This is a genomic window from Roseococcus sp. SDR (genome assembly GCF_019083995.1).
Taxonomy (GTDB): Bacteria; Pseudomonadota; Alphaproteobacteria; order Acetobacterales; family Acetobacteraceae; genus Roseococcus.
Window position 1 is genome coordinate 64,921 of record NZ_JAHRCU010000010.1, and the last position, 12,967, is coordinate 77,887.

The 12,967-nt window shown below is 69.9% G+C and carries 14 protein-coding genes; 1 reads left to right on the forward strand and 13 read right to left on the reverse strand.

What is annotated here, in order from left to right; translation table 11 throughout:
- Positions 1–80 precede the first annotated feature (80 nt).
- From KTR66_RS12935 to KTR66_RS12960, 6 genes are all read right to left on the reverse strand, one after another.
- The gene (locus KTR66_RS12935) at positions 81–1,367 is read right to left on the reverse strand and encodes an ArgE/DapE family deacylase (protein ID WP_213613026.1); all 1,287 of its coding nucleotides are present in this window, start codon (positions 1,365–1,367) and stop codon (positions 81–83) included.
- 19 nt (positions 1,368–1,386) lie between these two features.
- Complete coding sequence (locus tag KTR66_RS12940; RefSeq protein ID WP_213613027.1) at positions 1,387–2,952, reverse strand: ABC transporter substrate-binding protein; 1,566 nt, start codon at positions 2,950–2,952, stop codon at positions 1,387–1,389.
- Between the two features lie 63 nt (positions 2,953–3,015).
- Positions 3,016–3,228, reverse strand: a complete 213-nt coding sequence (locus KTR66_RS12945) for a hypothetical protein (protein WP_213613028.1) — start codon at positions 3,226–3,228, stop codon at positions 3,016–3,018.
- A gap of 80 nt (positions 3,229–3,308) precedes the next feature.
- The gene (locus KTR66_RS12950) at positions 3,309–4,166 is read right to left on the reverse strand and encodes an amino acid ABC transporter substrate-binding protein (RefSeq protein WP_213613029.1); all 858 of its coding nucleotides are present in this window, start codon (positions 4,164–4,166) and stop codon (positions 3,309–3,311) included.
- 73 nt (positions 4,167–4,239) lie between these two features.
- Positions 4,240–4,584 (reverse strand): ArsC family reductase, encoded by a 345-nt coding sequence (locus KTR66_RS12955; RefSeq protein ID WP_213613030.1) that lies wholly within the window; start codon positions 4,582–4,584, stop codon positions 4,240–4,242.
- 32 nt (positions 4,585–4,616) lie between these two features.
- Positions 4,617–5,156: a TetR/AcrR family transcriptional regulator gene (locus KTR66_RS12960; RefSeq protein WP_213613031.1), complete on the reverse strand. Its 540-nt coding sequence runs from the start codon at positions 5,154–5,156 to the stop codon at positions 4,617–4,619.
- A gap of 111 nt (positions 5,157–5,267) precedes the next feature.
- Between KTR66_RS12960 and KTR66_RS25085 the strand changes: the two genes are divergently transcribed.
- Positions 5,268–5,585, forward strand: coding sequence for a multidrug efflux SMR transporter (locus KTR66_RS25085; RefSeq protein ID WP_213613032.1), 318 nt, complete (start codon positions 5,268–5,270; stop codon positions 5,583–5,585).
- A 19-nt stretch (positions 5,586–5,604) separates the two neighbouring features.
- Here KTR66_RS25085 and KTR66_RS12970 read toward each other — a convergent pair whose 3' ends face one another.
- From KTR66_RS12970 to guaB, 7 genes are all read right to left on the reverse strand, one after another.
- Complete coding sequence (locus tag KTR66_RS12970) at positions 5,605–6,318, reverse strand: methyltransferase domain-containing protein (RefSeq protein ID WP_213613033.1); 714 nt, start codon at positions 6,316–6,318, stop codon at positions 5,605–5,607.
- Positions 6,315–7,883 (reverse strand): glutamine-hydrolyzing GMP synthase, encoded by a 1,569-nt coding sequence (gene guaA / locus KTR66_RS12975; protein ID WP_213613034.1) that lies wholly within the window; start codon positions 7,881–7,883, stop codon positions 6,315–6,317. Before guaA ends, KTR66_RS12970 begins: the two co-directional genes overlap by 4 nt.
- A 98-nt stretch (positions 7,884–7,981) precedes the next feature.
- The gene (bla, locus tag KTR66_RS12980) at positions 7,982–8,809 is read right to left on the reverse strand and encodes a class A beta-lactamase (protein ID WP_213613035.1); all 828 of its coding nucleotides are present in this window, start codon (positions 8,807–8,809) and stop codon (positions 7,982–7,984) included.
- Between the two features lie 2 nt (positions 8,810–8,811).
- Positions 8,812–9,333, reverse strand: a complete 522-nt coding sequence (locus KTR66_RS12985; protein ID WP_249732091.1) for a GNAT family N-acetyltransferase — start codon at positions 9,331–9,333, stop codon at positions 8,812–8,814.
- 60 nt (positions 9,334–9,393) lie between these two features.
- Positions 9,394–10,701: an RsmB/NOP family class I SAM-dependent RNA methyltransferase gene (locus KTR66_RS12990; RefSeq protein WP_213613037.1), complete on the reverse strand. Its 1,308-nt coding sequence runs from the start codon at positions 10,699–10,701 to the stop codon at positions 9,394–9,396.
- Entirely contained in the window at positions 10,698–11,408 is a 711-nt protein-coding gene (locus KTR66_RS12995) for a haloacid dehalogenase type II (RefSeq protein WP_213613038.1), read from the reverse strand. The genes KTR66_RS12990 and KTR66_RS12995 overlap by 4 nt, the downstream gene beginning before the upstream one ends.
- Positions 11,401–12,891, reverse strand: coding sequence for an IMP dehydrogenase (gene guaB, locus KTR66_RS13000; protein ID WP_213613039.1), 1,491 nt, complete (start codon positions 12,889–12,891; stop codon positions 11,401–11,403). The genes KTR66_RS12995 and guaB overlap by 8 nt, the downstream gene beginning before the upstream one ends.
- Positions 12,892–12,967: the final 76 nt, after the last annotated feature.

Here is a 12,967-nt window from a genome sequence, read left to right on the forward strand (position 1 = left end):
TTCCCTGCACCCAAATCAGTTGGAAGATCCAAGAAACTCGGTTTCTTGGTGGGTGAGCGCGAGAGGGCAAAGCCCTCTCGCTATTCGACCGGCTGCAATCCACACCAGTCCGCGATGAAGCAGGCCATCGCCAAAGTCGTGGTCTTCAACTGCTCCAGATTGGTGCGCTCGTCGAAGCCGTGGTTGTTCTCGCCCTTCGGGCCGTAGCAGAGCGCCGGCATGTCGAAATAGAGGCCGTAGAATCGCGTGTCGTTCACCGCCGTGGTGATGCGCGCCCCCATCTCACCGCCCGAGGCCGCGCGATGCGCCTCGGCCAGGATGGCCTCCGCCTCGCTGCCGGGCTCGAGGACGAAGCCATCGGCCAGGAAGCCGTGCCACTGCACCTCGGGCGGGTTGTTGGAGAGGAAATTGTCGGTCCGCGCGGCCGCCGCCACGGCCTGTTCCACGCCGCGCTGGCATTCGGCCACATCCTGGCCGGGCAGCAGGCCGATGCGGCAATCCACCTCGCACCAGGCGGGTGTGGAGCTGGCCCAGTCGCCGCCGCGGATCATGCCCGGGTTGAACTTGATGGGGTCCTGCACCTGGGCATACCAGGGGTGGGTCTTGGCCACCTCGTTCAGCTGGCGCGTGTGCTCCTGCAGCGCCTGGATCAGGTGATAGGCGCTCATGATCGCGTTGCTGCCCGATTGCGCGACGGCGACATGCACCGGCACGCCGCGCACCTTGAGGCGGAACCACATGGTGCCGGTATGGGCGCGGGTGATGGTGCCGCCGGTGGGCTCGGGGATCAGGCAGGCCTCGGCGCGGTAGCCGCGCAGCAGGGTGGCGAGCGCGCCATTGCCGGTGCTTTCCTCCTCCGTCACGGTCTGCAGGTGGACGTCCGCCGCGGGGGCGAAGCCGGCCGCGCGCAGCGCCTCCATGGCGAAGCACATGGCGGAGACGCCGGCCTTCATGTCATTCGCGCCGCGGCCGTAGAGCCAGCCATCCTTCACCGTGCCGCCATAGGGCGGGTAGCTCCACATCTCGGTGGGGCCCTCGGGCACCACGTCGATATGGCCCTGGATGATGAGGCTGCGGCCGGTGGGGGCGGCGCAGCGCTTCGACGCCACCACCTGGAAGGAGCCGGCGGGGTCCACATCCACCATGGGGCTCGCCTTGGGGTGGTCCGCCAGCGGCACATCGGCGAGCGAGAACCGGTCCACGCTGTAGCCGCGCGCGGCGAACCAGCGGGCCATGTGGTCCTGCAGCGGCGCCTCGCGCCCGCGCAGCGAGGGGTGGCGGACGATATCGGCGAGGAAGCGGACCTGCTCGTCGAAGCCGCGCTCCACGGCGTCGCTCAGGCGGGCGAGAATGGACTTGTCCGGCATGGTCTCTCCTCGAAGGCGCTCAGTCCGCGGGCGAGGCGAGCAGCGCGTTGGTGTACCAGATGGGGCTCGCATCATAGCGCACACGCGCGCGCTGCGCCGCCCAGCTCACGCGGAGATAATGCACGGGGATCACGCCGAGATCATCGGTGGCCGCCCGCATCGCCTGGGCGGTGAGCGCATTGCGGCGCTCGGGGTTCATGGTGCGCAGCGCTTCGGAGAGGGGGGCGTCCACCGCCGGGTTGGAATAATGCTGGCGGTTGAAGGGGCCGAAGCCGGTCACCGGATCGCGCGTCGCGACCACCTGGCGGAGCATGTTGGCCGCCGTGGAGGTGGTGAAGGTCGTCATGAACATGCCGAATTCGCGGGCCGTGGCGCGGGTGAAGAAATTGGCGGGCGGGAGCACCTCCACGCGGGTCTCGATGCCGATGCGCGTCAGGCCCTGGGCGATGGCCTGGAGGATATCGGCATCGGAGGGGATGAAGCCGTTGGGGCCGTGGATGGTCATGCGGAAGCCGTCGGGGAAGCCCGCTTCGGCGAGCAGCGCGCGCGCCCGGACGAGGTCGGTCGCCATCGGCGGCAGGCCCTGGACGCGATCCGGCAGGGCGGGGGCGGCGAATTGCTCGGCGGCGCGGCCCTGGCCGACGAGAAGGCGGGTCACGATCGCCTCGCGCGGGATGGCGAGCGAGATGGCCTGGCGCACGCGCAGGTCGCGCAGCGGGTTGCGGGGCAGCGGGTTGCCCTGCTTGTCGGTCACGAAGGGCGCCTGGTCCCGCACCGTGTCGGGCATGAGGTAGGAGGTGGTGATGCTGTCCGCCGTGAAGACGGCCAGGCGCGGGTCATTCGCCAGGCGCTGGACATCCTGCACCGGGACGGCGTCGATCAGGTCCACATCACCGGCGAGGAGGGCCGCCACGCGCGCGCCATTGTTGGTCATGTAGCGGGTGATCACGCGGTCCCAGGGCGGGCGGGGGCCCCAGAAATCCGGGTTGCGGGTGAATTCGTGGCGCTCGCCCTGGGCGTAGCTGACATGGCGGTAGGCGCCGGTGCCGATCAGCGCGCGGCCCTGGTTGAAATCGCCGAGCTGCGCCGTCGCATGGATGCGGCGCGAGAGGATCATGATGGAGGTGATGTCGCGGTCGAAGAAGGGCGCGGGCTCGCGCGTGATCACATGGATGGTGCGCGGGTCGATGATGCGGACTTCCGCGATGGTGCGGACCATGGGGGTGAAGGGGCCGGGCGAATTGGGCACCTGCGGCACGCGGGCGAAGGAGAAGGCGACGTCCTCCGCCTCGAAGGGCGTCCCGTCATGGAAGCGCACGCCGTCCCGCAGGCGGAATTCCCAGGTGAGGTCGTCGATGTTGCGCCAGCTTTCGGCCAGCACGGGGAAGATGCGGCTTTGCGTGTCGAGATCCACCAGCGGGTTGAAGATCTGGCGGAGCTGCGCGTTGTTGTTGTTGGAGGAGTGGTAATGCGGGTCCATCCCCGTGGGGATGCCGGCCATGCCGATGGTGAGCGTGCGCTGGGCGGCGGCGGGAAGCGCCGTCGCGAGCAGGGCGGTGGCCAGGAGGGTGGCGCGCAGCAGCATCGGGGCTCTCCTTCAGGATGAACGTAGGTTCATCTTGAAGGGCGGGTGATGCGCGTCAAGCGATCATCGGATGGGCCGGCGATAGAAGGCGAGCGGGATGGCGATGGCGAGGATCACGGCGATGAGCAGGATGTAGGGGATGTTCTTCGCCGTCTCGGGCGCGCCGAACTTCTCGATGAAGATCGAGACCATCAGCGCGAGGCCGATGATGCCGAAGGCCAGGAACTTGCCGCGGCCGGAGACTTCCTTCCGGACGGGCATGGTGTTGTCTTGCATGGGTCGCGTCCTTCCTCGACGGCTTTGCGCGAGGCTAGACCCGGAGGACGGGCAGCGCCAATCAATTCAGCGCCGGCGCGTCACCGGATGGGCGGCGCGTCGTGCAGGCCGCCGCGCGTCCAGATGTCGTTCAGGCCGCGGGCGATGCCCAAGGGGGCGATGTTCGCCTGGCTGATGCCGAGCTCCTCCGCGTTGATCATGGCGAAGAGCGTCCAGCGCACGATGTCGAACCATTTCCAGTCGCCCTTGCGGACGACGGGGCCGAGCGGTTCGCGGCTGATGCGCTCGGGCAGGACCATGTAGCGCTCGGCATTGGCGCCCTGCGCGTGGCGGAAGGTGCCGAGCGCGGTTGCGTCATTGGTGTAGGCGTCGCAGCGGCCGGCGAGGAAGGCGGCGCGGATCTCCTCGATGCCCTCGATCACCACGGCACGGAACTGCACGCGGTTGGTGCGGAAATAGTCGGTCAGGTTCAGCTCGGTGGTGGTGCCGGGCGCCACGCAGATGGTGGCGCCATCGAGCTGGCGGGCGGAGGTGATGCCGCTCTCGCGCTTCACGATGAAGCCCTGGCCGTCATAGACATTGATGCCGGCGAAAGCGAGGCCGAGCGAGGCCTCGCGCCCCAGCGTCCAGGTCGTGTTGCGGACCAGCACGTCGAGCTCGCCCGATTGCAGCATGGGGAAGCGCTGGACGGCGGTGTTGGGGACGAAGCGCACCTTTTCGGCATCGCCCAGCACGGCGGCGGCGAGTGCCCGGCAGATATCGGCATCCATGCCGCGCATGATCCCGCGGCTGTCGGGGTTGGCGAAGCCCACGGAATTCACGGTGACGCCGCAGACCAGGATGCCGCGGGCGCGGATGGCGGCGACCGTGTCGGGCGCGGGCTGCGCGCTGGCCGTGCCGGCGATGAGGAGTGCCGCGAGGCCCAGGAGGAATGTCATGCACGCGCCCTTCCCTGCGTGATGCTGCGGGGAAGGCTAGCGGGGTTGCGCGCGGCGCGCCGTTACCTTGGCGTTAGTCGAGCGCCTTCGCGTAGCTCTCCGGGCTGAAGCCGACGAGGCGCGTCTGGCCGAGATCGAGCACCGGCCGCTTGATCATGGAGGGCTGGGCCAGCATCAGCGCCACGGCGCGGGCCTCGTCCAGGCCTTCCTTCTCGGCCTCGGGCAGCTTGCGGAAGGTGGTGCCGGCGCGGTTCAGCAGCTTCTCCCAGCCATGCTCGGCCACCCAGGCGCGCAGCATCTCAGGCGTGACCCCTTGGGTCTTGTAGTCGTGGAAGGCGTGGGCGATGCCCTTCGCGTCCAGCCAGGCGCGGGCCTTCTTCATGGTGTCGCAGTTCTTGATGCCATGGATCGTGATCATGGGCGGATGTGTGGCACCGAAGGCGCCCGGCATCAAACCCGGATCAGGCTCGCGATGTCGTCGCGCAGGACGGACCATTGTCCGGCGTCGAGCTGCGCCAGGCCGAAATGGCGGAGCAGGACGGCGCCCTCGATGGCGAGCAGGGCGAGGCGCAGCGCCCGGCCGGCCGCGCCCGCCTCGAAAAGGCCCGCGAAGCGCTCGGCATACCAGGCGCGGACGGCGTGGAGCTGCTCGGGGTGCTGGAGCAGGGCGGCGAGCAGGGCGGCGCCGCGCGCCGGGCTGTCATCGGTCGCGTCCAGCGAGAGGGCGAGATGCGCGGCCATATGGGCGGCGAGGCTCTCCTGCCCGTCCAGTTCGGCAGCGAGGCCTATGGCGTAGTCCTGGAACCAGCGGTCCAGCATGGCGCCGATCATCGCCTCCTTGGTGCCGAAGCAGGACTGGACGCCGCCCTTGCTGATGCCGGCGGCCTGGGCCACGGCCTCGATGGTGAGCGCCGCGGCGCCGCGCTCGGCCACGATGCGCTCGGCGAGTGCGAGGACCTGGTCGCGGTTGATGCTCGGGCGGCGTCCCATGGGGCGGCTCCAGTTTTTCCGTACGTACGTATTGCAATAATAAAAATACGTGTGTATGTCAAATCCAGGAGCGCGGCCCAGCGGCCGCCCTGGAATGAAGGAGTTGTCGTCGTGAACTGGATCTATCTCGTCATGGCCGGGCTCTTCGAGATCGGCTGGCCGGTCGGGCTGAAGATGGCGCAGGTGCCGGGCACGCGCGCCCTGGGCATCGTCATCGCCATCCTCTTCATGGGGATCAGCGGCCTGCTGCTCTGGCTGGCGCAGCGGACCATTCCGATGGGCACGGCCTATGCGGTCTGGACCGGCATCGGCGCGGCGGGAACCTTCCTGGTCGGGGTGATGGTCTATAATGACCCCGCCTCGGTGATGCGCTTCGCCGGTGTGGCGCTGATCATCGCGGGCGTGGTGACGCTGAAGCTCGCGCATTGAGGCGCGAGCCAGGCTCAGCTCAGCGCGGCGGCGGGTAGCGCGTGCCGCCCACCACATCGTCCAGCGCGACCTTCGACCAGTCGAAGCCCGTCACCTCGCGGCTTTTCCGCACCAGGATCTCGCTGTGGCAGTAGAGCTCGGTCACCGGCTGGTGGCGCAGATAGGGCTCGGCCTCGGGGCCGAAGAAGCCGGCGATGGGGTTGCTCATTCCCGCATCCACCAGGTCGAAGCCCAGCGCCTCGTTGAAGAGGGCGCGCAGGCCCATCTCGGAGAACTGGAAGAAGTGCCAGGGCCGCTCATGCGAGGAGAAGGAGAAATGCGTCTCCACGAAGACATGGCCGCCGAGCTTGAGCATCTTCTGGATCTCGACGGCGGCGACCCAGGGCATGTGCAGATGCTCGAAGACGGCGGAGCAGAAGATGAGGTCGAAGCGCTGATCGGGGGCGAAATAGGTGGAGAGGCGGTGGATGTCGCCCACCACATCCACATTCTCGCCCGCGTAGAAGTCGAAGCCGGTGTACTGCGCCTCGCTGAAATGGCCGCGCAGGTTGATGCCGGTGACGTTGCGCGCGCCGATCTCGAGAATATTGAGGCCGGGCTTGTTGAAGGCCTGGCTGAGATAGCCGATCCATTGGCCGTGGCTGACCCGCGCGGGCGGCGCGATCTGGCTGCGGCGCGCGCGGAAGGGCAGGGTGGCGAGCGCGCCGTAGAGGCGGGCGAGGCGGGCGCTCACTCCCACTCGATCGTCCCCGGCGGCTTGCTGGTGATGTCGTAGGTCACGCGGTTGATGCCGCGCACCTCGTTCACGATGCGGTTGGAGACGCGGCTCAGGAACTCCATCGAGAAGGGATAGACATCGGCCGTCATCCCATCCGTGCTGGTCACCGCACGCAGCGCGCAGGCCTGGTCATAGGTGCGGCCATCGCCCATCACGCCCACGGTGCGCACCGGCAGCAGCACGGCGAAGGCCTGCCAGATCGCGTCATAGAGGCCGGCGTTGCGGATCTCCTCGAGGTAGATCACGTCCACCTTGCGGAGAAGGTCGGCCTTCTCGCGCGTCACCTCGCCCGGGATGCGGATGGCAAGCCCCGGGCCGGGGAAGGGGTGGCGGCCCACGATCTCCTCGGGGATGGAGAGCTCGCGGCCGAGGGCGCGGACCTCGTCCTTGAAGAGTTCGCGCAGCGGCTCCACCAGCTGCATGCGCATGCCCTCGGGCAGGCCGCCGACATTGTGGTGGGACTTGATGGTCACCGAAGGCCCGCCGGTGGCGGAGACGCTCTCGATCACATCGGGGTAGAGCGTGCCCTGGGCCAGGAAATCGGCGCCGCCGAGCTTGTTCTGCTCCTCCTCGAAGACCTCGATGAAGAGGCGGCCGATGATCTTGCGCTTCTGCTCGGGGTCGGTGACGCCGGAGAGCTGGCCGAGAAACAGCTCGCTCGCGTCGCGATGCACCAGCTTGATGTTGAAGCGCTCGCGGAAGGTCTTCACCACCTGCTCGCTCTCATTGGCGCGCATCAGGCCGTGATCCACATAGATGCAGGTGAGCTGCTCGCCGATCGCCTCATGGATCAGCACCGCCGCCACCGAGGAATCCACGCCGCCCGAAAGGCCGCAGATGACGCGGCCCTGGCCCACCTGGGCGCGGATCTTGGCGATGGTCTCGGCGCGGTAGCCGGCCATGGTCCAGTCGCCGGTGCAGCCGCAGACACCATGGGTGAAGTTGCGCAGCAATTGCGCGCCATGCGGCGTGTGCACCACCTCGGGGTGGAACATGGTGCCGTAATAGCGGCGGGCATCATCGGCGATCAGCGCGAAGGGCGCGCCCTCGCTCTCGGCGACCACGCGGAAGCCGGGCGGCAGCACGGTGATGCGGTCGCCATGGCTCATCCAGACCGTCTCCAGCGCGCCCTTGGCCCAGACGCCCTGGGTCAGCGGGCAATCGCCGGTGACGGTGACGACGGCGCGGCCGAATTCGCGCGCATGCCCGCCCTCGACCGTGCCGCCCAGCTGATGCGCCAGCGTCTGCTGGCCGTAGCAGATGCCGAGGATGGGCAGGCCCGAGGCGAAGGCATAATCCGGCGCGCGGGGGCTTTCGCCCTCGGTGACACTCGCCGGGCCGCCGGAGAAGATGATGCCCTTCGGCGCGAAGGCGCGGATGCGCGCCTCAGGTGCCGCGTTATAGGGCCAGATCTCGCAATAGACGCCGCTCTCGCGCAGGCGGCGCGCGATGAGCTGCGTCACCTGGCTGCCGAAATCGAGGATGAGGATGCGGTCGTGCTGGGCGGGGGTGCTGGTCATGGGGCTGCCCACCATGATGCGGGCGCGGCGTCAAGACCGGATGCGAAAAGGCGCCGCCCTCTCGCGCTCTCCCGCCAGGGTGAAAGCCTGCGTGGCTTTCACCAGTTTCCTGGACCTTCGATTCCAGCCAGGAGGCGCGCGACATCGGCGAGCGCCGCGTCGCGGGCGGCGGGCGGTGCCGCGGACTCGGTGAGGAAGGCCGCCACCACCCAGGGCGCGGCCCCGGGCGGCCAGAGCAGGCCGACCACATTGCTGGTGCCATGCGCGGCACCGCCCGTGCGGTCGCCCACGCGCCAGCCGGCCGGCACGCCAGCGCGCAGCCGCGCGCCGCCCGTCGTGTTGCCCTCCAGCCAGCCGAGCCAGCGGGCGCGGGCCGGCGGCGCCAGCACATCGCCCAGTGCCAGGCGGGTGAGGGTGGCCACCATCGCCTCGGGCGTGGTCGTGTCGCGCGGATCGCCGGGCCGGGCCTCGTTCAACGCGGGCTCGGTGCGGTCGAGGCGCGTCACCCCGTCACCGATGCCGCGCAGCCAGGATGTCAGCCCGGCGGGGCCGCCCACCACGCCCAGCAGCAGGTTGGCCGCCGTGTTGTCGCTGATCGTCATGATGGCGGCGCAGAGCTCATCCAGGCTCAGGCTCCCGCCCGCATGCCGCTCCGTGACGGGCGACCAGGGCACCAGCTCGCGCGGGATGGAGAGGCGGCGGGCCATGTCGGGCGCCTCCGCCAGCACGGCGGCCGAGAGCAGCGCCTTGAAGGTGCTGGCCATGGGGAAGCGCTCGCCCGCGCGATGGGCCAGCACACGCCCGCCCTGGCGCGCCATGACGCCGAGCCGGCCGCCCACGCGGGCCTCGATGGCGGCGATCCCCTCTGCGAAGGCTGGGCGCGGGGCAAGGGCCGCCAGCAGCGGCAGGGCGCGGCGGGCCAACATGGTCAGCGCGGCAGCCGGGTGGTGGCCGTCGCCGTCAGCAGGGTGTGGATCGGCTCCCAGGCATAGGCGAGCTGGGTGGTGCGCTGGCCGGCGAAGGTGAGCGCCTCGCGCGCCACCAGCTTGGCGCCCAGCCGGGCGTAGAACCAGCGCGAGGGGTTGTCCTCCAGCACCCAGGCGAAGGCGGATTCGGCGCCGAGGGACGCGAGGTGCGAGGCCATGGCGCGCATCAGGCGCCGGCCCACGCCGCGGTCGCGGAAATCATCGAGCAGGTAGAGCGTCTCCACCTCACCCTCGGCGATGCCGGGGCGGCGGGAGAGGCCGCCGGTGATGAAGCCCACCACGCCGCCGCCCGGGATCTCCTGCCCATCGGCGATGGCGACGAAGCCGGCATGGCCGCCGCGGCGCTGCAGGATGGCGCGCTCATAATCGAGGCTTTCGCGCTCGGCGGAGAGGGTGGTGAGATAGGCTTCGGGCAGGATGCCGGCATAGGTGCTGCGCCAGGCGGCGAGGTGGACGCGCGCCATGGCATCGGCATCCCCCGGGCGGGCGCGGCGGATGGTGACCATCGGCCTAAGGCCGGGCGCTCACGCCGCCTTCTCCAGGACCGCGCAGAAGAAGCCATCCGTGCCATGCGCGGCCGGGGAGAGCAGCATGTGCTGGCCCTCCACAGGTGGCGCGTCCGGCAAGCCCGCCTCGACCCAGGCGGTGGCCAGGGGGACCGGGCGGAACGCCGGATTCCGGGCCAGGAAAGCCTCAACCTGCACTTCGTCCTCCTCGGGCAGCAGTGAGCATGTCGCGAAGACAAGCCTACCCCCGGGGCGGACGAGATGTGCCGATGTTGCGAGAATTTCATCTTGCTTGGCGAGCAGCTCGGCAAGGTCCTCCGCGCCCGTGCGGCTGCGGGCATCGGGGTTGCGGCGCCAGGTGCCGGTGCCGGTGCAGGGCGCGTCCACCAGCACGCGGTCGAAGGTCCCGGCGCGGCGCTTCACCCAGCGGTCACCGGCTTCGAGCAGATGCGTCTCGGCATTGTGGACGCCGGCGCGGCGCAAGCGCTTGGCCGCCCCTTCCAGGCGCGGGGCCGAGACATCGCAGGCCGTCACGCGGCCCTGATTGGCCATGGTGGCGGCCATCGCGAGCGTCTTGCCCGCCGCCCCCGCGCAGTAATCCACGACGCGCATCCCGGGCCGCGCGGCCACCAGGGCCGCGATCAGCTGGCTGCCTTCGTCCTGCACCTCGATGAGGCCGGCCTTGTAGGCGGCGGAGCCGGTGATGGGCGTGCGGTGCGGCAGGCGCAGGCCCCAGGGGGAATGGGGCGTGGTCTCGGAGATCAGGCCCTCGGCGCGCAGCGCGGCCTGTGCGGCCTCGCGCGTCGTCTTGAGCAGGTTCACGCGCAGGTCGAGCGGGGCGGTCGCCTCCATGGCGCGGGCCTCGGTTTCCAGCGTGGCGCCGAAGCGGGTGGCGAGGCCGGGGAGCGCCCAGTCCGGCAGGTTCAGGCGTGGGCCGTCCGGCATCTCCTTGCCCATGAGCGGCTTGCCCACGAGCTGTTCGGCGACGCCCATCTCGCCCGCATCGAGCGGGCCCGCGCTGTAGCGGCCGCCGTCAAACAGGCGCGCGGCCTCGTTCGGCTTGCGCTTCTCGGCCAGCAGAAGGAAGGCCAGCACCAGCAGGCGCGGCGTCAGGCGCGCGCCGGTCTGCCCGATCCACCATTCGAGGCGCAGGCGCTGGCGCAGCACACCCCAGGCGAGGTCCGAGACGGCGCGGCGGTCACCACCGCCGATGTAGCGGCGCGCCCGGAAGAAATCGGCGCTGATCGCATCCGCCGGGCGGCGCGGCTGGTCCAGGACCGCGTAAAGCAGGTCGATCGCGGCGGAGAGACGGCCCTCGGGTGTCATGGGATGAGGCCGGGGAGGCCAGAGAGGTCGGTCAGGCTGGGCACGCCCGCGGCGGCCAGGCCGTATTCATCGGGCGCGTTGGTGCGGTTCACGCGGATGGCGCGAAATCCCGCCGCATGCGCCGCCTGGGTGTCCCACGGATTGGCGGAGACGAAGGCCATGCGGCGCGCCGGCAGGCCCAGGCGCTCGCTGGCCAGCGCATAGACGCGCGGGTCCGGCTTGAAGATGCCGACGGCCTCGACCGAGAGCAGCATGTCGAGCAGCGTCGAGATGCCGGCCGCCTTGGTCGCATCGGCCAGCATCAGCGGCGAGCCGTTGGAGAGGATGGCGGTGCGCGCCCCTTTCTCCCGCAGGGCCTGGAGCATGGCGGGCACCTCGGCATAGGCGTCGAGCGTGCGGTAGGCGTCCAGCAGGTCCTGGATGAGGGCCTGGTCGCGCACGCCATGGCGCGTGCAGACGAAGGCCAGCGCCTCCTGCGTGCAGACCCAGAAATCCTGGTGATGCGCGGGGCCGGTCAGGCTGCGGACCCAGGAATATTCGAGCTGCTTCACCCGCCATTCGGCCGAGAAGGCGGCGGCCTGCGGCCCGATCCGTGGCGCGTGGCGCGCCACGGCGGAATGCACGTCGAGCAGCGTTCCATAGGCGTCGAAGATGACCGCCTCGATCTCGCGCTCGGGCCGCGCGGGCGGTTCCCAGCTCTCACCCATCGGTGCGGTAGTTCGGGGCTTCGCGCGTGATCGCCACGTCATGCACATGGCTCTCGCGCAGGCCGGCATTGGTGATGCGACGGAAGCGGGCGTTCTTCTGCAGATCCGCGATGGTGGCGCTGCCCGTGTAGCCCATGGCGGCGCGCAGGCCGCCCACCAACTGGTGGATCACCGGGCCGACCGGGCCCTTGTAGCCGACGCGGCCTTCCACGCCTTCCGGCACCAGCTTCAGCTGGTCATTCACATCGGCCTGGAAGTAGCGATCGGCGCTGCCCTGCGCCATGGCGCCCAGGCTGCCCATGCCGCGATAGGATTTGTAGGAGCGGCCCTGGTAGAGGAAGACCTCGCCGGGGGCTTCATCCGTGCCCGCGAACATGCTGCCCATCATCACGCATTCGGCGCCGCCCGCGAGGGCTTTTGCGATATCGCCCGAATTGCGGATGCCGCCATCGGCGATGCAGGGCACGCCGCGCTCGCGCGCCGCCGCCGTGCATTCCATGACGGCGGTGAGCTGCGGCACGCCGACGCCCGCCACGATGCGGGTCGTGCAGATCGAGCCGGGGCCGATGCCGATCTTCACCGCATCCGCACCCGCCTCGATCAGCGCCAGCGCGCCCTCTGGCGTGGCCACATTGCCGGCGATGATCTGCACTGTGTTGGAGAGGCGCTTGATGCGTTCGATCGCCGCCAGCACGCCGCCGGAATGGCCATGGGCGGTGTCCACCACGATGACATCGGCCTCGGCCGCGACGAGGGCTTCGGCGCGGCGCAGGCCGTCATCGCCGACGCCGGTGGCCGCCGCCGCGCGCAGGCGGCCCATGCCGTCCTTCACCGCGTTCGGATGCGCCTCGGACTTGTCCATGTCCTTGACCGTGATGAGGCCGACGCAGCGGCCGGCATCGTCCACCACCAGCAGCTTTTCCAGGCGGCGCTTGTGCAGGAGCGTGCGGGCCTGCTCGGCCGTCACGTTCTGGGGTGCCGTGACCAGGTTCTCGCGCGTCATCAGCTCATAGACGCGCTGCTTGGGGTCGGTCGCGAAGCGGAGGTCGCGGTTGGTGATGATGCCGACCAGGCGCCCCGAGCCGGGCTCGACCACCGGGAAGCCCGAGATGCGGTGGCGGGCCTTCAGCTCCATCACATCGGCGAGCGTCTGCTCGGGGTTCACCATCACGGGGTTCACCACCATGCCGCTCTCGAAGCGCTTCACCTGCCGGATCTGCTCGGCCTGGTCGGCGGCGGACATGTTCTTGTGGATGACGCCGATGCCGCCCCGCTGGGCCATGGCGATGGACATCGGCGCCTCGGTCACCGTGTCCATGGCGGCGGCGACGAGGGGGATGTGCAGGTTGATTTCGCGGGTGAGGCGCGTGCGCGTGTCCACCTGGCCGGGCAGGATGGTGGAGTAGGCCGGGAGCATCAGCACGTCGTCGAAGGCATAGGCCTCTGCGATGCGGATGGGTTCGGCGAAATCGGAAGCTGCCATGGCGGGGGCCTTTCGGAGGCGGTCACTCGACCTTGGCGCGCTCCCTTAACCGCGCGCGCCGCGCGCGTAAAGGAGT